Annotated in this window: 17 protein-coding genes; 8 read left to right on the top strand and 9 right to left on the bottom strand. The window is 39.0% G+C overall.

What is annotated here, in order from left to right; genetic code table 11:
• Positions 1 to 54: 54 nt before the first annotated feature.
• Positions 55 to 2,028, bottom strand: a complete 1,974-nt coding sequence (gene gyrB / locus WAA15_RS09205) for a DNA topoisomerase (ATP-hydrolyzing) subunit B (RefSeq protein ID WP_337042439.1) — start codon at positions 2,026 to 2,028, stop codon at positions 55 to 57.
• A gap of 224 nt (positions 2,029 to 2,252) precedes the next feature.
• On the opposite strand from gyrB, the gene WAA15_RS09200 reads away from it, so the two are divergent.
• Together WAA15_RS09200 and WAA15_RS09195 are read left to right on the top strand one after the other, a co-directional pair.
• Positions 2,253 to 2,765: a phosphoglycerate mutase family protein gene (locus WAA15_RS09200; protein WP_337042438.1), complete on the top strand. Its 513-nt coding sequence runs from the start codon at positions 2,253 to 2,255 to the stop codon at positions 2,763 to 2,765.
• Positions 2,766 to 2,870: 105 nt separating this feature from the next.
• Positions 2,871 to 4,523 carry a S41 family peptidase gene (locus WAA15_RS09195; RefSeq protein ID WP_337042437.1) on the top strand — a complete coding sequence of 551 codons (1,653 nt, stop codon included), beginning with the start codon at positions 2,871 to 2,873 and terminating at the stop codon, positions 4,521 to 4,523.
• 67 nt (positions 4,524 to 4,590) lie between these two features.
• On the opposite strand, the gene tsaB is transcribed toward WAA15_RS09195, so the two are convergent.
• The 5 genes from tsaB to WAA15_RS09170 form a co-directional block, all read right to left on the bottom strand.
• On the bottom strand, positions 4,591 to 5,295 hold the full coding sequence (tsaB, locus tag WAA15_RS09190) for a tRNA (adenosine(37)-N6)-threonylcarbamoyltransferase complex dimerization subunit type 1 TsaB (protein ID WP_337042436.1): 705 nt from the start codon (positions 5,293 to 5,295) through the stop codon (positions 4,591 to 4,593).
• Positions 5,296 to 5,366: 71 nt separating this feature from the next.
• A complete protein-coding gene (locus tag WAA15_RS09185) occupies positions 5,367 to 6,611 on the bottom strand; it encodes an ABC transporter permease (RefSeq protein ID WP_337042435.1) in 1,245 nt (414 codons plus the stop codon).
• Between the two features lie 143 nt (positions 6,612 to 6,754).
• Entirely contained in the window at positions 6,755 to 7,912 is a 1,158-nt protein-coding gene (locus WAA15_RS09180) for a nucleotidyltransferase family protein (protein ID WP_337042434.1), read from the bottom strand.
• Between the two features lie 615 nt (positions 7,913 to 8,527).
• Positions 8,528 to 9,448, bottom strand: a complete 921-nt coding sequence (locus WAA15_RS09175; RefSeq protein WP_337042433.1) for a hypothetical protein — start codon at positions 9,446 to 9,448, stop codon at positions 8,528 to 8,530.
• Between the two features lie 166 nt (positions 9,449 to 9,614).
• Positions 9,615 to 10,583, bottom strand: coding sequence for a CPBP family intramembrane glutamic endopeptidase (locus WAA15_RS09170; RefSeq protein ID WP_337042432.1), 969 nt, complete (start codon positions 10,581 to 10,583; stop codon positions 9,615 to 9,617).
• A 90-nt stretch (positions 10,584 to 10,673) separates the two neighbouring features.
• Here WAA15_RS09170 and dusB point away from each other — a divergent pair, with 90 nt between their 5' ends.
• From dusB to ligA, 6 genes are all read left to right on the top strand, one after another.
• On the top strand, positions 10,674 to 11,702 hold the full coding sequence (gene dusB / locus WAA15_RS09165) for a tRNA dihydrouridine synthase DusB (protein ID WP_337042431.1): 1,029 nt from the start codon (positions 10,674 to 10,676) through the stop codon (positions 11,700 to 11,702).
• A gap of 10 nt (positions 11,703 to 11,712) precedes the next feature.
• Positions 11,713 to 12,603: a DMT family transporter gene (locus tag WAA15_RS09160; protein ID WP_337042430.1), complete on the top strand. Its 891-nt coding sequence runs from the start codon at positions 11,713 to 11,715 to the stop codon at positions 12,601 to 12,603.
• 11 nt (positions 12,604 to 12,614) lie between these two features.
• A complete protein-coding gene (locus tag WAA15_RS09155) occupies positions 12,615 to 13,115 on the top strand; it encodes an acetyl-CoA carboxylase biotin carboxyl carrier protein subunit (RefSeq protein ID WP_337042429.1) in 501 nt (166 codons plus the stop codon).
• An 87-nt stretch (positions 13,116 to 13,202) separates the two neighbouring features.
• The gene (pyrH, locus tag WAA15_RS09150) at positions 13,203 to 13,922 is read left to right on the top strand and encodes a UMP kinase (RefSeq protein ID WP_337042428.1); all 720 of its coding nucleotides are present in this window, start codon (positions 13,203 to 13,205) and stop codon (positions 13,920 to 13,922) included.
• 86 nt (positions 13,923 to 14,008) lie between these two features.
• Entirely contained in the window at positions 14,009 to 14,569 is a 561-nt protein-coding gene (frr, locus tag WAA15_RS09145; protein WP_337042427.1) for a ribosome recycling factor, read from the top strand.
• Between the two features lie 182 nt (positions 14,570 to 14,751).
• Positions 14,752 to 16,824 carry an NAD-dependent DNA ligase LigA gene (gene ligA, locus WAA15_RS09140; protein WP_337042426.1) on the top strand — a complete coding sequence of 691 codons (2,073 nt, stop codon included), beginning with the start codon at positions 14,752 to 14,754 and terminating at the stop codon, positions 16,822 to 16,824.
• A 100-nt stretch (positions 16,825 to 16,924) separates the two neighbouring features.
• On the opposite strand, the gene WAA15_RS09135 is transcribed toward ligA, so the two are convergent.
• Genes WAA15_RS09135 through WAA15_RS09125 form a run of 3 tightly spaced genes read right to left on the bottom strand, consistent with a single transcriptional unit; the run spans position 16,925 to position 20,697 of the window.
• Positions 16,925 to 17,878 carry a nitrilase family protein gene (locus tag WAA15_RS09135; RefSeq protein WP_337042425.1) on the bottom strand — a complete coding sequence of 318 codons (954 nt, stop codon included), beginning with the start codon at positions 17,876 to 17,878 and terminating at the stop codon, positions 16,925 to 16,927.
• Positions 17,879 to 17,884: 6 nt separating this feature from the next.
• On the bottom strand, positions 17,885 to 18,754 hold the full coding sequence (locus tag WAA15_RS09130) for a pirin family protein (RefSeq protein ID WP_337042424.1): 870 nt from the start codon (positions 18,752 to 18,754) through the stop codon (positions 17,885 to 17,887).
• Between the two features lie 29 nt (positions 18,755 to 18,783).
• A complete protein-coding gene (locus tag WAA15_RS09125; RefSeq protein ID WP_337042423.1) occupies positions 18,784 to 20,697 on the bottom strand; it encodes a M1 family metallopeptidase in 1,914 nt (637 codons plus the stop codon).
• Positions 20,698 to 20,729 lie beyond the last annotated feature (32 nt).

Genomic DNA, 20,729 nt, shown 5'->3' with positions numbered 1-20,729 from the left:
GTAATACAAACAGAGCAGGATTTTGTCCTGCTCTGTTTGTTAAGCAACAAATGCTTAAATATCAATTTTTGCATATTTGGCGTTTCTTTCGATAAAATCGCGGCGTGGGCCTACTTCATCTCCCATAAGCATCGCAAACAAATGGTCGGCCTCGGCAGCAGAATCAATCGAAACCTGTTTTAAGGTACGCTTATCAGGGCGCATGGTTGTTTCCCAAAGCTGGTCAGGATTCATCTCTCCAAGACCCTTATAACGCTGAATATTCACACTTTCTTCACGTCCGCCGGCAGCTAAACGCTTTACTTCGCGTTCGCGTTGTTCTTCTGTCCAACAATATACTTCTTCTTTTCCTTTCTTTACCTGATATAACGGAGGTTGCGCAATATACACGTAACCATTCTCGATTAATTCACGCATATATCGGTAGAAGAATGTCAGAATCAGGGTACGAATATGGCTACCGTCAATATCGGCATCGGTCATGATAATGATTTTATGGTAACGTAGCTTGTCAGTATTCAAAGCTCTTTCGTCACCATCTTTTCCAATCTGTACACCTAAAGCCGTAAAAATATTCTTGATTTCCTCATTTTCATATATTCTGTATTCCTGAGCTTTTTCTACGTTCAGAATTTTACCTCTCAATGGCAGAATCGCCTGAAACGCACGGTTGCGGCCTTGTTTGGCACTACCGCCGGCACTATCACCCTCAACCAGATATACCTCACAAAGTGTCGGGTCTGACTCAGAACAGTCGGCCAGTTTACCCGGCAAGCCCGTACCTATCAGTACATTTTTGCGTTGTACCATTTCGCGTGCTTTGCGGGCAGCAATACGAGCTTTAGCGGCCAATACCACTTTATCAATGATGATACGCGCTTCTTTGGGGTGTTCTTCCAGATAGTTTTCAAGCATTTCTGACACGCACGAACTTACTGCCGAAGTTACCTCGCTGTTTCCTAGTTTGGTTTTGGTTTGTCCTTCAAACTGAGGTTCTGCTACTTTTACTGAAATAACGGCTGTAAGCCCTTCACGGAAATCGTCTCCACTGATTTCGACTTTTTCTTTGGCAAGAATACCCGTTTTTTCAGCATAGTTTTTTAGTGTACGAGTAAGTGCCATCCGAAAACCAGATACGTGCGTTCCACCTTCATGCGTATTAATGTTATTAACAAAAGATGATACGTTTTCGCTGTAACTGGTGTTGTAAAGCATGGCTACGTCAACAGGAATTCCGTCTTTTATTCCTTCCATGTACATAGGCTCAGGAATAAGCCTTTCACGACCCGAATCAATATAGGAAACAAATTCTGTAAGGCCGCCTTCCGAGTGGAAGGTATCGCTTACAGGGTTGCCATTTTCATCTTTTTCTCTTAAATCTGTCAGAATAATAGTAATTCCTTTGTTCAGGAACGATAACTCACGGAGCCTGTTTGCTACCGTATCATATTTATATTCGGTAACGGTGAAGATACTGCCGTCAGGTTTAAAAGTAACAGTTGTGCCGGTATCGCTAGCCTTGCCTATGGCGCGCACATCGTACAAGGGTTTACCGATACTATATTCCTGCTCAAAAATCTGGTCTTCGCGGTGTACTTCTACTCTCAAGTGAGTTGAAAGGGCATTCACGCAGGAAACCCCCACACCATGCAAACCTCCTGAAACCTTATAAGTGTCTTTATCAAATTTACCTCCGGCGTGTAATACTGTCATTACAATTTCCAGAGCAGATTTTTGTTCTTTTGAATTGATTCCTGTCGGAATCCCACGGCCATTATCTTTTACTGTTACTGAATTATCTTCGTTGATAGTTACCTCTATTGTATCGCAATATCCGGCAAGTGCTTCATCTATCGAGTTATCTACTACTTCCCAAATTAAGTGGTGTAAGCCTTTTACCCCAATATCGCCAATATACATGGCTGGGCGTTTACGTACTGCCTCTAATCCTTCTAACACCTGAATGTTATCTGCACCGTAATTTGCTTTTGAGTTTTGTGGCTCTTTAATTTCTTGATTTTCTGTCATAATTCGTTTTTTATAAAAACCTGATTATCAATAAAATAGATGTATCCGGTCAGGATATTTGATATTCATCAATAATTAACATAATTTAGTTGTAAAGTTACGATTTTTTATCTACAAATAGAAATTTCTCAGCCAATCAATATTAGGTAGTATAAATACAGAATAATTTATATTTTTATCTCAGAATTACTTTTAAAATCACCAGTTGAATCATTAAATATTTTATGAAAAACTATTGCTATATTTTAGTACTGATGCTTGTTTTTAGTGCTTGTAGCCGTTCGGTTCAGTCTACTTATTATATCGTACGCCATGGCGAAAAGGTCGATGGGTCGGCCGACCCCGCTTTAAGTATCGAAGGGCAGCAAAGAGCCGAAACACTAAAGAAACTGCTGGCAGACAAGAAAATTACACAAGTTTACAGTACCAATTACCAGCGAACCACAAACACAGCCAAGCCTCTGGCTGATGCCCTGAACGTTACCATTCAGAAATATGACCCTCGCAATCAGAAACCTTTTATTGAAGACCTCAAAAAAATTGAAGGAAAAAACATCCTGATTGTCGGGCATAGCAATACTATAAGGCATATTGCCAATGGCTTGTATGAAAAAGATACACTCACCAAAGACCTAGAGGAGACCGACTTCGATAACCTGTATATCGTAAAAAGACAGACCTCCCCTAAAAAGAAACTTAGTTTTACAGCAAAAACCTATGGTAAGCCAACACCCTGATTGAAGCTTTTTATCAGGGATTAATACCTTTTGGTGAAGTTTTTGCGTTAGTTTTGTAAGGCACTTTACCTGAGTGCCAAATGTGATAACAATTTTATAAAAGCAATGAAACGTATTCGTAAGTTTTCTATTATCATTCTCATATTGATGGCTGTTCCGTTTATAGCCTTTAAATACGATGACCGCTATTTCGAAATAGCTAAAAATCTGGATATTTTCGCTACCATGTTCAAGGAACTGAACGCATATTATGTAGACGAAATTAACCCCAATAAGGCTATGCGGTTAAGTATTGAAGCCATGTTGAAACAACTTGACCCTTATACTAATTTTTACCCCGAAGATGACATCGAAGATTACATGACCATGACAACCGGAAAATATAACGGTATTGGGGCTACTGTTTCGCATCAGGGAGATAAACACCTCGTGGTGATGATTTATGAAGGGTCACCTGCCGATAAAGCCGGTATGAAAATCGGTGATGAAATACTGAAGGTCGATGGCGTAGATGTGGTGTCACGCAAAGGTGTCGACATGGGCCGTTTACTCAAAGGGCAAACAGGAACAACCGTTAAAATTTCGGTAAAACGTTACGGGCAAAATTCACCTCTTGACTTAACCGTAGGGCGTGACATCGTAAAAACCCTTAACGTACCACATTCAGGTATGGTTAATGAAGAAGTAGGCTATATTCAACTGAATGACTTTACAGCTACTGCTGCAAAAGAAGTAAAGTCGGCTTTTAGCGACCTGAAATCACAAGGGATGAAAAAACTGATTTTTGACCTGAGAGGAAACCCCGGTGGCTTGTTAAATATGGCTGTTGAAATATGTAATGTTTTTCTGCCTAAAGACCAGCTTATTGTAGAAACAAGAGGCAAAGTTGCCGACTGGAATAAGAAGTTTACGTCGATGGAGAATCCGATGGATACCGAAATTCCTATTATTGTTTTAATTAATAGCCAAAGTGCCTCGGCTTCTGAAATTGTGAGCGGTACCCTGCAAGACTATGACCGCGCCGTAATTTTAGGGCAACGTTCGTTCGGAAAAGGACTGGTGCAAACTACCAGAGATTTGACTTACAACACCAAAATGAAAATTACTACGGCTAAATATTATATTCCGAGTGGCAGATGTATACAAGCACTTGATTATAGCCATAGAAACTCCGACGGTAGCGTAGGAAGGGTGCCAGATTCTTTAAAAACTGCTTTTAAAACAAAAAACGGACGCACCGTTTATGATGGAGGTGGCGTTGACCCCGATGTGAAAACAGAAATGGTTGCAATGGCTTCTGTAACATCGAATCTATTAGCAAAGAATGCTATTTTCGACTACGCAACTAAATATTATTTTGAGCATACAAACGATAAGCCACAAGAGAAGTTTTCATTGAAAGATACTGACTATCAGGATTTTATGAATTGGTTGAAAGCCAGAAACTTTACTTATACTACTGCTATGGAAAAGAATCTGGATAACCTTGAGGCATCGGCTAAAAAAGAAAATAATCTGGATGCTGTACAGGAAGGGCTTAAATCGCTTCGTGAAAAGATTAATCAGAGCAAACAACAGGATTTAATCAAGCACAAAGCAGAAATTAAAGAACAACTGGAGGCCGAAATTCTGAGCCGTTATTATTACCAGAAGGCTATGAAGTTTGTCTCGTTCGAGCGTGACAAAGAAGTGCAAGAGGCTTTGAAATTGTTTAAAGATATACCGAGGTATCAGGCCATACTGAAAGGAGGAAAATAAAATACCAGCTATTAAAAAAGACCGAAGATTAATCTTCGGTCTTTTTTAATAGCTGCATTGTTATAATTTACAAGCGTGTTTGTTTAGGTGTAGTTGTCATGAACTCTTTCAGATAGTAAGGTTCAAATTCAGCTACGTTTTCAAAGTTTTCTGCCTGTAAAGAGCCATAAGCCAATGCGCCAATGGCTTTTGCTGACGGGTAAACGGGTTCTTTCAGAAAAAAAGCATTGGGCTGATTCCCCAGTACCGTACGGCATTTATCGGCACCATCGCCAAAGAATATAATTTTTTGCTCTTTCAGTTCATTGGCAAAAGCAGCTTCATCAATAATTTTCGCTTGTGTAGGCACTACCTGTTGCAAAACGCCCGTCTGATACATGGCGCAATATACTTCCATGCGTCGGGCATCAAGCATGGGGCATAAAAGTGAAGCCTCCGAAATAACTGATTGATAACTATTTACTTGCCATGCCAGAGCCTCAAGTGTATTAATCGCGATGAGGGGTTTTTCGAGTGTAAAACAAAGCCCTTTTGCTGTTGAAACCCCAATACGTAAACCTGTATAAGACCCTGGCCCTTTTGCCACAGCAATGGCATCAATATCGTTAAATGCCAGCCCGGCAGCTTTTATAACCTGTTGCACAAGGGTAGTTAGCATACCAGAGGAAGATTTCTCATGAAATAATTCGTTCAGAGCCACTAATTTATCATCCTGATGGATAGCCGTCGAGCAACCTTTAGTTGAGGTTTCAATACTTAAAATAAAAGCCATTGTACAATTTTAGTAATTTTCGAGCAACAAAATTACTAATTGTACAATGGCTGATTCAAACAAAACTATATTTATTTACTTCTGATAGCAATTACGGGGTCCAGACGGGCTGCCTGCCATGCCGGAATAATACCCGAAATAATACCAATGCTACTAGCAATTGCCAGCCCTGAAATAATGTTTCCTGTACTTAACACAATATCAAGCGAACCTATTGGCAAGAAACTGAGCAGATAAACTAACAGGATACCAAATAAGCCACCAATAATACATAAGAAAACCGACTCAAATAAAAACTGGAACAATATAAAGAAATTTTTAGCACCTAAAGATTTCTGGATACCTATGACATTGATACGCTCTTTTACCGACACAAACATGATATTAGCTATACCAAACCCCCCAATTAACAAAGAGAAAAGACCTATAAATACCCCACTTTTACGAAGCGTACCAAATAATTGTCCAAGAGCGGCAGCGGCAGCTTCGGGCCGGTTTATGGCAAAGTTATCTTCCTGCGAAGGCTTCAATCCTCGTTTAGTACGCATTAGCCCCGTTATTTCTCCTTCAAGTTCAAAAAGACCTTCATCTTGTTCATAGCCTTTGAAGACAATATCACCGGTTAATTCTCCTGACGAGAAAATTCTCTTATGTGCCATAAAAGGAATAATTACTTTCTCGTCGGGTGCACCTCCAAAATCGGCTATTGGCTTGCCTTTCTTTTCCTGAACACCAATTACAGTAATATTATGGCCTTTCATTTTAAAAGTTTGTCCTATTGGGTCCGAGTCAGGAAATAAGGCTTCGGCAATATCAGCTCCCAATACTGCAATATTTTTGCCTGATTCAATTTCCTGTGGTGCAAAGTAACGCCCGTTTACAATCGGAACCTCAGTTATTTCGTTAAATTCGTAGGTAATACCTTGGCACAAGGCATTAATGCTGTTATTGTTTTTGCGGCAGGTTACGTCACCTGCAAAGTCCATCATGGCACCTGCCTGCGCATTTTCAAGATTATCTTTCAAGTACTTGAACTCATCATATTTGGGTTCAGGGCGCATAAAATATTTCCACCACGGGTAATCTCCGTTAGTGAAAAGCCAGGGCCATTTTTGCACGTAAATAACGTTTGTACCAATAGTATTGAGGCTGTTTTTGATGTTAGACTCAAGAGAATCAACAAGCGTAAAAACACCAATAATTGAAAAAATACCCACTGTTACTCCAAGTAACGATAACACCGTACGAAGTAAGTTTGCCCGCAAAGCCTGCATAGCAAAGCGAAAACTCTCAAATATTAAAAGAATAAGTTTCATTATGAATCTGTGATTGAATGGTTGAGCAAACTGGTGGATTTAGTATTTCACGAAGATAAATACCTTTCAAACATCAGAAAAGCAAATTAGGCTAATGCGTATTTTTTATTAAACTAGCGGTAAAAATTGAGGATGTATGGAAGCTATTTTTTTATGAATGAATTAAAATAGAAATATGAGAGCACTTTACTTCCAAGATTCAGCAAAGTACGCTCCTTAGGAAACGTAAATAATCTTTTTTCACGGGGGTTAGGATACGACAAATACCTGATATAATTTATACAGTAATAAAATGATTCTGAAATGCTTTCATGATATTTGAAAATAAGCCTCACGAAGCTAATACGGGCAGGTACGTTAAACTCGTAGTAACTGGCTTTTTCCCAAAATTTAATATTCAGTTCGGGTGGTGCTTCAAGCGGGGTAGAGAAATGAATGGTATCCTTGACAGGCAGAAAAATATTAACCAACGACAAGCCCATTAACAGGCACTTCTTAAGATTATATTTTTCTGTTTTGGCAATGAAAGCATCCCAGTCAATTTCTTGGCCATACAAGTGTACAAAAAGCAGCAGGTCACAAATATACTTAAGTTTTGTCCATGCTTCCCGTTTGCCATTATGAATAATAATAATGAGCAGGAGTTTCTCATATTTGTTCAAATGGTTGGCAAATAATTCGTCTACACTAAAATGGTAATTCTGAGCCTGAATAAGTAAATCCCAATGAAAATCTAAAGCAATTGTGGCATTATAAATATTTTTCTTGGAGAGCGTTACTTCAATCTGACCAAATTCATACAATGCTTTTATTAGTTCTGGGGGCTGATACTCGTGTGCATCATCTGTTTTTACTAAATACCCGTCTTCAATAAGCAAATGAAAAGCGCGGAAGACATCTTTCTTTTCAATCAGAAAGTCAATATCAGCTCCTTCCCTGAACGACCTCTTGTAAAACAGGTTATTCCATGTTACGCCTTTAAAAGCTATTGCGTTAATGTTGTTTTTACTGAATAGGTCTTCTATACGCCTGAGTTCCTGCGATAAAAATATAGTATGTACCGACCTGATTTTGACAAAATTACTTAATTGAGCCAAAGAATCAGCATCTATTATGGAAGAGTCAAGCGTTTTTAAAGCATCATAAACCACAGGTCTGATAGTGTGAAATGCTGCCATTTGCTGAAGCCTGACCCAGTTTATCTGGTTATTGCTAAGTAACTGGATAAGTTTTTTTTCGGGGGCTTGTAGTAATCTTATCTTACAGCACTCTATCAATATCTGAAATTCAGTTGAAAACATATTAAAACAATGAATGTGTTTTTATAGTGGATCTTCTAATACAAAAACTGCTATTTATCTAATTTCGGTCTAAAATTAGATAAATAGCAGCTTAAATAGTGTTAAGTTTAAAATTTTTATCTCAAGTTCCAAGAAACTCCAGATAACGAACGTCTTTTGTCGTATTACTTACAGTTCTAGATTTTATTTCAATTATCTCGAAAGAAGGTGTCCGCCATAATTTTTTTGTATTTTTTTCTGAGGAGTGACGAGTCTTGTCCATAATCTTAAATAATAAATTAAGTTAGTACAAAATTATGATTATCATTAAAGGACAGAACCCTATGAAGCTAAATTCAAGGCTAAGCCAATAGCTGATTTTGATTCAATTTTAATAATCTCGATTTTAGGCGTTTGCCATGCTTTCTTGATTTTTGTCGGAGAAGAAACAGAATTTTTCAAATGAGATGGTGTTTATAGGTTAATAAAAGATTTCTAAGACATGATGTTACAGGTTATTATTTAAATAAACAATAGTAGATTTAAAATTTAATCTGTAAGCATATACGTTGGCATTGCTAATGCCATATTAGTGCCAAAGTTATTACGAAAGAAAGGCTTTATTGAAAATATTTTTTATTTCGACACAGGCAGGGCATCCATATACGTTTCTATTAACTGAACCAGCTCATGAATGGTATTCTGATTGGCGGGCCTGCTAATATGAATAATAGGAACATGGTGTAAAATAGCATTAAGCATTTCAAAATAAGCTACCTTAACATCCATAGCGTCGATATAGCTCAAACGATAAGCATAGTTCTGTAAATGCTTAAAAGCCTCAATTCCTTTCAGAGTTTTTATCTGGAGCGGGTTATCTGATAAACTTTTTTCAAGAATAAAAATCTTATTTACACGCCGAGGGGCAGTGCTGAAAGACTCATTAAAAAATTTACTGTATTTCTCAATATCGGGTCTTATTCTAGCGTCGTCATGGTAATTGCCGATGTCAATTTTATGAAAGGTGTCTTTCCATAGTTTCATCATCGGATAAGCCGCATGAATTTCGATGTGGTTACCCTTTACGAATGGCACACAGACATCATCCGAGAAAATACGATAACCTTTGGTTTCGAGGGTGGCAACAGTGGTCGATTTGCCGGCTCCTGAGTCGCCCAGAAATAATACTACGCCATTATGATTATATATTGCCGAGCCATGTAAAGGAATCTGCTTCCGCTGATACAGTATGGCCGCCATGGCATTAGATAAAAAAAATAGCCTGATACTCTTCTCGCAGGCGTTTGCATAAGGCTCAATTATTACTTCGTTGCCTTCTTTGGCATAATAAGAGGCTGTGCCATTAACTTGCAGCAGATATTCAGTAGGGCTCAGGTAAAGGTTTAATGGCTCATTATCAGTGTTTTCATAAAGGTTATCAGGAACTCTCCCAATTGTTACTTTTACGTCAGGGGTATCAGCCAAAGTAATCGGAACTAATTCAGGAAAATCTATTTCAGAAGCAATAGTAAGGCCGTAAGCAAAATAATAATTCATCTTTTCAAATTTGTGAAGATATTCCGTTTTATACGGCATCCTGATAAAGTTTTATTTACTTATAATACCCTTGGCAATAAGATAAGGTATAATAAGCCATAGTAACCCTTTAATCAGGAAGAACAAAAAGCCCGCCCATCCGAGTCTTTTAAACCACATTATAAATTTATTTTCCTTCTCCATTTTGCTTTATCTCAAAGTCAGTCGATTGTTTGTCCAGATAGTTTCTAAACAAGAATAACAGACCAATGGTTGCTATTAATGAAAAAAAGATAATAGAAGTAGGGAGGCTATCCATGTTTTCGAGGTCGGTCTTAATTACATGAATATTGTGCAAATACATGAGCGTAATTATCATCCCATTATTAAAAATATGCGCTACAATAGGCACCCATAAGTTGCCCGACCAATAATAAAAATACCCGAATAAAACACCCAGCATCATACGTGGTAATATGCCATAGAACTGGAAATGAATAATTGCGAAAATGAATCCTGTGAGCCATATAGCCACATGAATATTTTTAGTGCCCAAGTATATTTTACGCATCAGTAAGCCTCTGAAAACCAGTTCTTCGCCAATGCCCGCAATAACAGCAATAACCAGAAATGCCAGCAGAAATTTCCAGAAAGAAGTAAAAGTGGCAAAAAACTGAGTAGCTTTTTCGAAAGTTGATTCCATTTCTTTCAGCGTTTTTTCAAGCCCTTTAAGTGCCTCCGGAAAAACTATGTTCTGGTTCAGTTCCTGAAGCCAACCATTAAAGCCCATAAAAGTAAGCTCAATAAGAATAGCCATCAAAAATACCCTGATGCTTGGTATTGATTTAAAATTAAGGTCGCTCCATGGTTTTTTCTCAATAACTCTCCAAAATAACCAAGCCGTACCCACAAAGCCTACTAACGAGCCAAGCCCTTGCCCTAAAATTGTGCTAACCCAAGCATTAGGTATCTGGCTGAAATCACCGCCAGTAGTTAGTATTTTTTGCAGAGAAGCCCCGCCCAATAGCATGGTGCCTATCTGAATAAGGCCACCAAGAAAGATAAAATTAATACAAAACAAGCCTAAAAGAATCAGAAGTGAAGGGGCAGCCGCGTTTTCGTTGCTTTTAAAGAACATCGGGGAATTATTTTCCATAATTACTGTTAATTTTATTATAGCATATTTTGCTTAATTTTGCAGTAAAAATATTCACTAATTTGTGAATTCACTAATTCAATTTCGATTTTGGTTAAAATAGGTAACATATCGCTCGGAGAATTTCCGCTTTTACTGGCACCTATGGAAGATGTCAGCGACCCTCCGTTCAGGCTAGTTTGTAAAGAAAACGGAGCCGATTTAATGTACACCGAATTTATTTCGTCGGAAGGATTAATTCGGCATGCCGCCAAAAGTGTTCAGAAACTTGATATATTTGAGTATGAACGCCCCATAGGTATACAATTATTTGGTAGCGACGTAGAAACTATGGGCGAATGTGCCAAAATAGCTACCAATGCACAGCCCGACCTGATTGATATTAATTACGGTTGCCCTGTAAAAAACGTAGCTTGCCGCGGGGCAGGTGCCGCACTTTTGCAGGATATTCCTAAGATGACTGAGATGACGGCCGCTGTTGTTAAGGCAACGCATTTGCCTGTAACGGTAAAAACGCGTCTCGGCTGGAACGATGAAACAAAAAATGTAGAGGAGGTAGCAGAACGCTTGCAAGATGTTGGCATTCAGGCTTTAACTGTGCACGGACGCACCAGAGCTCAGATGTATAAAGGTGAAGCTGACTGGACGCTCATTGCCAAAATTAAAGAAAACCCGCGTATAAAAATACCAATTTTTGGAAATGGTGACATCGATTCTCCAGAAAAAGCCCTTGAGTATAGAAACCGCTTTGGCGTTGATGGCATCATGATTGGTCGCGCGGCTATTGGATACCCATGGATTTTTAATGAAATCAAACATTATTTTAAAACCGGCGAAAAACTGGCTGCACCAAGCATTGAGCAAAGAGTAGAAGCTGCCCGAAAACACCTGACTTTCTCGATGAAATGGAAAGGCGAGCGGCTGGGTATTCTCGAAATGCGCCGCCATTACAGTAATTATTTCAAGGGATTGCCTAATTTCAAGGAACATCGAATGAGGCTGGTTCAATCGCTCGACCAACAGGAAATTATGGATATTCTCAACGAAATTCCGGTTATCTTTGAGGGGTATGTGCTCGAAAAACAAATAATAAAGGTTGAATACGCAGGCGTAGACTAACACCAATCACGTGAATACAGCAAACACCACTAGCACCACCAATAAAGCCATTGTAGCTTGGCTGTTACTTTGCCTGTTAGCTACTATGTGGGGGTCGTCATTTCTGATTGTAAAAAAGAGTTTGGCAGCTTTTACCCCCGTTCAGATAGGAGCCTTAAGAATAATGTCGGCAGGCTTAGTATTTTTGCCTTGGCTTATTAAATATCGCAGCGAATTCCCTAAAGAAAAAACCAAATACTTTGCTTTGGCAGGTTTACTGGGGTATTTTCTGCCTGCTTTTTTGTTTGCTTTGGCAGGTACAAGAGTTAACAGTTCGTTGGTAGGTACGCTTAATTCTACCACTCCACTTTTTGTATTAATTGTCGGAACCATCTTTTTTCAGCAAATAATAAAACGCTGGCAGGCAATTGGGCTAGTGTTAGGTTTTGTGGGTAGCCTTACGTTAATTCTGTCGGCTAGTAAAGATGGGTTATCGTTCAATAACCCGTATGCCTTACTGGTAATTATTGCCACATTAATGTATGGCTTCAACGTAAATATTACAGGTAAGTACCTGAGTTCTATAAATCCCGTACTTTTAAGTGCCTGGACACTCGGCGGAGTAGGTGTGCTGGCTGGCATAATTCTTTTTTCGACCGATTTTGTAGCAAGAATTAACCATGAAACCCTACCTGCCTTGGGGCTGATAATTCTGTTAGGAGTAGTTAATTCGGGTATTGCTACCATTATTTTCAATTATATTTTGCAAATTGCCTCTCCGGTTTTTGCTTCTTCGGTTACATATCTGATTCCTGTGGTTTCAACAATGATGGGTTTTCTGGACGGAGAACCAATTTCTTTGTTACATTATTTCGGTATGAGTATTATCTTAGTAGGTGTATATTTGATTAATAAAAAATAAACCCTGATTATATGCTAAAAGCCATCATAAACGATACCGAAACAGTTGAAGTTTCAGAAGAAAAAGGTCAGATTCTTCTGAACAATGAACCTTTTGACTGGGACCTGCAAAAAATTTCAGAAAAAGACTACCATGTTCTGAAAAACAGTAAGTCGTACAATGTAGAACTGGTAGAAGCCAACTATAACGAAAAGGTTTTCAGGCTCAAAATTAATGGAAATATTCATACTGTTAATCTGAAAGACCGAACTGACCTCTTACTCGAAAAAATGGGTATCAGTGCAGGTAATACGGCTAAGTTAAACGATTTAAAAGCACCTATGCCGGGGCTTATTTATGAACTGAAGGTAAATGTAGGCGATGAAGTGAAAAAAGGCGATATTTTATTAATATTGGTAGCCATGAAAATGGAAAACGCAATAAAGGCAACCGGCGACGGCAAAGTAAAAAATATTAAGGTAAAGGCTGGCGAAACCGTTGAAAAGAACCATATAATTATGGAGTTTGAATAATATTTATTGAATACCCTCTTTCAACAAAGAGGGTATTTTTTTGATTCATACCGACAAATATTTAATTTTACAGCCAAATCATAAACTATGAGCCAACTGAAATACAAAAGAATTCTCTTAAAACTTAGCGGCGAAGCCTTGAATGGTGGAGATAAAAGCCAAATTATTAATTCAGATATCCTCTCTCAATATGCACTGGAAATAAAATCTGTGGTTGATGCAGGTTGTCAGGTAGCTATCGTGATTGGAGGCGGTAATATTTTTCGTGGAGCCAGCAGTAACTCTGGCATTGACCGTGAGCAAGGCGACTACATGGGCATGATTGCCACCGTTATTAACGGTATGGCTATTCAGAGTGCCTTAGAAAAACTAGGTATGTTTACACGCCTGATGTCGGCCATAAAAATGGAACAGGTAGCCGAACCATTTATCCGCCGTAGAGCTATCCGCCATCTCGAAAAAGGTAGAGTGGTTATACTCGGAGCAGGTACCGGAAACCCGTATTTTTCGACAGATTCGGGCGGTGCATTAAGAGCCAACGAGCTAGGGGTAGATGTATTACTGAAAGGAACAAGCGTTGATGGTGTTTATACCTCAGACCCACGCAAAGACCCTTCCGCTACACGCTATAAACAAATTAGCTACGATGAAGCCATTAACAAAAACCTCAAAGTAATGGACCTCACAGCTTTTGCTCTTTGTAAAGAAAACAAAATGCCAATTGTTGTGTTCGACATGAATCAGGAAGGTAACCTCATGAAAGTAGTAACAGGGCAGGATATTGGTACTTTAGTGGGTGACTTATAATTTGTTTTTAATAGTTGCGTTTATACAAATAAATAATTTCTGACTTTAAAACTTATAAGGAGTAAATATTGAAAATATATTAAACAATGGAAGAGATAGATCTTGTAATTGATATGGCGAAAGACACGATGGAGCGTGCTCTGAAACATACACAAATTGAACTTTCAAAAATAAGAGCAGGCCGTGCCAGTGCAACAATGCTTGATGGAATAATGGTTGAATACTACGGAGTGCCAACGCCTCTGAATCAGGTGTCGTCGGTTAGTACACCTGATGCCCGTACCATAGCCATCAAACCTTTCGAGCGTAAATTAATCAACGATGTTGAACGCGCCATTATTAATTCAAACATAGGGCTTTCTCCGGCTAATGACGGTGAGGTAATTCGCCTGAATATTCCGCCTCTGACGGAAGAACGCCGCCGTGATTTGGTAAAACGAGTAAAAACCGAAATCGAAGTAGCTCGTGTCAATATCCGTAAAGTACGTCAGGAAGGAAACGAAGAGCTAAAGAAACTCCAGAAAGATGGAGCTTCGGAAGACGAAGTTAAAAAAGCAGAAGAAAGAGTACAAAAACTCACCGATAGCTACATCCAGAAAGCCGAACAACTCTTGGTCGAGAAAGAAAAAGATATTATGAGTGTATAAAAAACAAGATTTTTGATATGAATAAGCCTCTCTTCAAACAATAAAAGAAGGGGGGCTTATTTCGTTTCTACTCCGTTACGTCAAAGTAAAAAACTTTCATTATTACCACATATTTGCTGATATTTATCCTAAATTTGAACTTATTATCTAAGTAAGAAAAATACCATATAACTACCTGACGAATGAACCCGGCCGACAGAATTGTTGAATTAACAGAAAAACTTAATTATTATAATGAACGCTATTATATCGATAGTGTTTCGGAAATATCAGATCAGGAATTTGATATGCTGCTCAAAGAACTTGAAGCACTAGAAGCTGAATATCCTGATTTAAAACTACCCGATTCACCTACGCATAGAGTAGGAGGGGGTATCACCAAAAATTTTGCTAGTGTACAACATCGCTACCCGATGCTCTCGTTGGCAAATACATATAACGAGCAAGAACTCATCGATTTTGATGAACGTGTAAGAAAGGGCCTCAATGGTGAAAGTTATGAGTATGTTTGCGAACAAAAGTTTGATGGTATCTCGCTTTCAATGACTTATGAAAACGGGATTTTCGTGAGGGGAGTAACCAGAGGGGACGGCGTGCGTGGCGACGACATTACTACCAATGTAAAAACACTCAGAAGTTTACCTTTAAAAGTAACTCCCAAAGATGGTATTTCATTACCAGCTTTATTCGAGGTGCGAGGCGAAGGTTTCTTGCCTTATACGTCTTTCGAAAAGATGAATAAAGAAGCCGAAGAAGCAGGCGAAGAAAGTTATGCAAACCCCAGAAATGCAGCTTCTGGCACTTTTAAACTTCAGGATTCAAAAGAAGTAGCAAGAAGAGGCCTCGACGCATATATTTATCAGTTTCTGGCCGATGAAGAAATTTTTACCACACACGAAGAAAGCCTCATTGCTTTAAAAAAGCTGGGTTTCAAGGTGTCGGAAACTTGGCGCAAATGCAGTAATATAAGCGAAGTAATGGCTTATATTAAAGAATGGGAAGAAGAACGTTATTCGCTCCCCTTGGCTACTGACGGTATCGTGATTAAACTTAACTCTTTTGCACAGCGGGAAGAACTGGGCTATACGGCTAAAAGTCCGCGCTGGGCAATTGCATATAAATACAAGGCAGAGTCGAAACCGGCTATTCTGCGCGGTGTTACCTATCAGGTAGGCCGAACAGGGGCCATTACGCCTGTGGCTGAGCTTGATAACGAAAAGCTAAATAATAAAGGTATTCATCTTTCAGGAACAACAGTTAAACGTGCCTCTTTGCACAATGCTAATGAAATAGAAAGACTGGATTTAAGAATTGGCGATACTGTTTTTGTGGAAAAAGGAGGCGAAATTATTCCGAAAATTACGGGTGTCGACCTCTCAAGAAGGAATCTTTTCAATACGCAGAAAATAGAATATCCAACTACTTGCCCTGAATGTGGTGCCGAATTGTACAGAAAAGAAGGTGAAGCAAACCACTATTGCCCTAATGAGAAAGGGTGTCCACCACAAATAAGAGGTAAGATTGAGCATTTTATCCATCGGAAGGCTATGAATATTGATAGTCTGGGTGAGGGGAAAGTTGAACTTCTTTACGAAAAAGGACTGGTAAACGATGCCGCCGACTTATATGATTTAACCTACGAAAAGCTATTTGGATTGGAAAAGGTAATTGAAGAGGGCGGAAAGGTTAAGAAAATAGGTTTTAAAGAAAAAACCGTGCAGAATATTTTAGATGGTATCGAAAAATCAAAACAGATGCCATTTAAGCAGGTTCTTTTTGCCATAGGTATACGTTATGTGGGGGCAACAGTAGCCGAAAAACTGGCTAGTTTCTTCAAAAATATTGATGCTATTAAAAATGCAACGTATGAAGAACTACGAAGTGCGCCGGAAATCGGCGATAAAATAGCATTAAGCGTATTAGAATATTTCCAGAATGAAGATAACCAACAGTTTATTGAGCGACTACGCGCGGCCGGCCTGCAAATGGCTGCACTAAACGAAGTAAAAGAAATAGAAGGAGATAAACTTACTGGTAAGACTTTTCTTTATACTGGTACTTTTGAAAACTTTGAACGCGAAGCATTAGAACAAAAAATAGAGGCAAACGGCGGAAAAGTAGTAAGTGGTGTTTCAGGTAAATTAGATTTTCTGATTGTAGGAGATAAACCAGGGTCTTCAAAAATTGAAAAGGCCAAAAAACTCAACGTAAAAATGATTTCAGAAACTGAGTTTCTGGCCCTTTTAGAAGCATAAGCTCCCATAAATAGCAACTATTATATTTTTATAATAAACAGGTTGAATGTATAATGGTTTGGTTATCAATTCAACCTGTCGAAGTTGCAAAAAAAATTCTTTAATTAGATTTATTTAACCATACCACCTTTTGTTCGGGTGTATGTTCTTGCCCGATTATATTGCGGTATAGGTCGGGTCGTCTGGCTTTTTTATATCTGTACCCGCCTGCTTGGGTAAGTTTTTCAGGTGTAAGCGTAGCCATTACAAAGTCGTCACCCAGTGTGCGGCATTCTGCAATTACATCGCCGAAAGGGTCTATAATCATCGAACAACCATTTTTCAGTTGGTCGTCGTCCATGCCAATAGGATTTGAAAAAACTGCATATATGGCATTGTCATAAGCACGTGCAGGGAGCCATTTCATTAGCCAGTCGCGTCCCTTCATGCCATCAAATTCCAAGCGGAGCGATGTTGGGTCTGCTTCACGATTTACCCATAACTGCGAATCAACAAAGCCTGCCCCCGGTCTGGTAGATGGCGTACACATGGTTACATGAGGCATAAAAATAATATCGGCCCCTAACAAGGTGGTTGCTCTTACGTTTTCAATTATATTATTATCATAACAAATCAGAATGCCGCATTTCCAGCCATGTATTTCAAAAATGCAATATTGGTCACCCGGAGTAAGATAAGGATTAATAAAAGGATGTAATTTACGATATTTAGCAACTAATCCGTTTTTATCAACACATATATAGGCTTTAAATAGATTGTTGGCTTTATCTTTTTCAAAAAGACCTGCCAGAACTACTATGTCATGTTTTTGCGCAATAGAGGTTAATTGCCGGACGCTTTCCCCATCAGGAATTTCTTCTGCCAATGCAAGCATTTGTTCTTTTGAAAGATGGCGGGCAAAAGTATAACCTGTAATAGAACACTCATGAAATGCAATTACGTGCGAACCCGCCTTTGCAGCCTTTTCGGCCAGATTATCGATAACTGAAAGATTATAGCTTTTGTCACCGCTTTTATTTTCAAACTGTGCCGTTGAAACTTTTAGATTTTTCATTTAAAATTAACTAGGTAATGGTACAAATGTTGTCTCTCCGTCAATTTTCGGAAACGTCTGAGCTTTCCAGTTTTCTTTTGCCTGTTCAATAGTATCTTTATTGCTGGCCACAAAATTCCAGTAGATAAATCGCTCTTCAGGAAAAGGCTCACCGCCAAATATGTAAATAGTAGTATTTTGGTTCAGGATAAACTCGCACAGTTCGTTTTCTTTGGCTACTAATATACGTTTCGGTTCATAGATGATACCCTCATTTTCAAGGCTTCCTTCCAGAATATAAATACCAACTTCGCCGAAAAGCTCATGGCCTATTTTAATTTTTTGTTGAGCCGTAGTTTTGAGTTCTAATAGAAACAGAGGGCTATAAACGGGTACTGGCGATTGCCTCCCGAAGGCAGTTCCGGCAATGAGTTTATACGATACCCCTTCGTTTTCCCATTCAGGTATTTCTGTTTCGTTGGCATGGTAAAAACTAGGCTCCATGTTTTCGAGGGCTTTGGGTAGAGCTACCCATATTTGTAAACCATGCAGCATTTTGTCAGAACTACGTAAGTATTCTGGCGTTCGTTCAGAATGCACAATGCCTTTACCGGCGGTCATCCAGTTTACTTGCCCTGGTTTTATTTCCATTGCAATGCCTAGGCTGTCGCGGTGCATAATACTGCCTTCAAAAAGGTAAGTCAAGGTCGACAAGCCAATATGTGGGTGTGGTGGAATATCAATATTTTCGTATTCGCTCATGCAAGCTGGCCCCATGTGATCAATAAAAATAAAAGGGCCTACCATTCTTTTACCCCTGAAAGGCAGCAGCCTGCCTACCATAAAATTGCCAATATCGTGTGGTCTTTCCTCAATAATAAGGCTTATATTCGACATACTTTTGAAATTAATAATTACTCTTGGTATCAGGCAATCGAAGCCACCCACTGCATAAAATTCTGGAGTAGAAACATGATTTTGAGGGCATATTTCTTGAATACCAATGTAGAAGGGTCAACAGATTTACTGTTATTATTAAAATTCAGGTCTAACTGAATTTTGTTCTGAGGGTCAATCTTGGCCGATGCCACAGCTTTATCGAAGGTATAAACTTTCGACTTCGTTTGCCCGTCCCATGCAATTAATTCAGATGAGCCATCACTAAAATTTATCAGAATTTCAGTCGGTAATTTCATGTCTCCCAGTTGCTCAACCGTCAGTTCTGCCTTAACTATGCCATTCTTTTCGGTATTTACTATGTTTTTCAGTGCGTAGTCGCATACTGGAGCTTTATATAGTACCTGTTCAAAATACCAGTTCATGTTACTGCCCAGATTCTCACCCAAGCGTTTGGGTACTATCTCATTAACGATATTGATGAAGTCACGAACAGAAGGGTGCTTAAACCGCCATCTGATAAAATAAGTTTGTAAAATTTCATCCATCGTATTTCTGCCAATGATATTATCGAGCGTTCGGAGCCACGTAGCAGTTTTGGTGTAAGTCATTATGCTATATGTGCCAACCGGATACTGCCACGCATTTCTGAAAACCTGCGTAATACCCGGTTGTTTCATTCTTACATAACTCAGGCGCGAGGTTTCAGAGTCATTAATGGTAAATCCTAAGAAATTAACCGATGACCCCGGCGCATATTTTTCGTCCATGATGCGGCCTTCATAGTATTGATTAAAGCCTTCATCTAAAAATGATTCTTCAAACTCATTACTGGCCAGCATCCCCTGAAAATACTGATGCCCGAATTCATGTACAGTTACAATTTCTGGAAGTCTTAATCCATCAGGTAGTCCCCATTTGGTTCCACAGGTAATAAAGGTTGGGTACTCCATCCCTCCAGAGCCTGAGCCATTCTGAGGTGGGTCAACTAGGGTTAAAACCTTATGCGGATACTTACCCAGATGTTTATCAAAATATTCTAAAGCATTGATAGCCGCCTGAAAATACCTGTCTGTTGAGCCAGTATGTTCGGGCTGCATTACGGCTTTTATCTTGACGTGTTTCCATTGCCGTTCCTGAATTATGAATCTGGGCGAGGTTGTCCAAGCAAAATCATGTACATCTTCGGCCAAATACGTAATTGTTTTTGTATTATTCTGATTGGCTCGTTCGTTCTGAAAAACGCCCGTGGCAGCTAACTGATAATCCTTTGGTATGGTCATGCGCACTTTGTAAGTGCCGAAATCGGCATAAAACTCGGTATTTGCATGAAACTGATGGCAATTCCATTGCCCTCTGGTAGCGTAGCGCATTCCGGCAGGTTCATACACACCGATTTTAGGGAACCATTGGCCTATCAGAAAATAATTATCTGCAAAGCCTGTGCGAGCAAAAATCTGAGGAAGTTTGGCTTTAAAACGAATATCTAGCGTAATAGTCTGGTCGGGTAATAAAGGTGTTTGTAAAGGAACTGTAATAACTGTTTTATCTTTATCGTTCAGGTCATCGGGTTGAATAAACCTAATTTTTTGTGTGAGGTTTTCCCCATTCCGCACTTGCATAGACAGCACGTCGATGCCGCCAAAATTGGTTGTTTTTGAAGTATCTATGACATCGCTGCGCAGCTTCCCGCCCGATTCCTTCATAAAAGTTGAGTTTTTGTCACGAAAAGCGTTCAGGTATAAATGAAATTGCAGTTCTGTGATTTTATCGGTTGAGGTATTCTTCCAGACCAATGTTTCCTGACCTAGTAAAGTCTTTTTATCGGTATCTAAAGAAACATCAATTACATAATTGGCAATACGATTACTGAGCGTTTGGTTTTGTGCATGAGCCATCGAAAAGATAACTGACAAAAGGAATATGTGTAGAATTTTATTCATAATTGAAAGCGACAACGAAATACGAATAATAA

Origin of the sequence: Emticicia sp. 17c (assembly GCF_037153985.1) — a bacterium.
Taxonomy (GTDB): Bacteria; Bacteroidota; Bacteroidia; order Cytophagales; family Spirosomataceae; genus Emticicia.
This window is presented reverse-complemented; position numbering and strand designations above follow the sequence as displayed.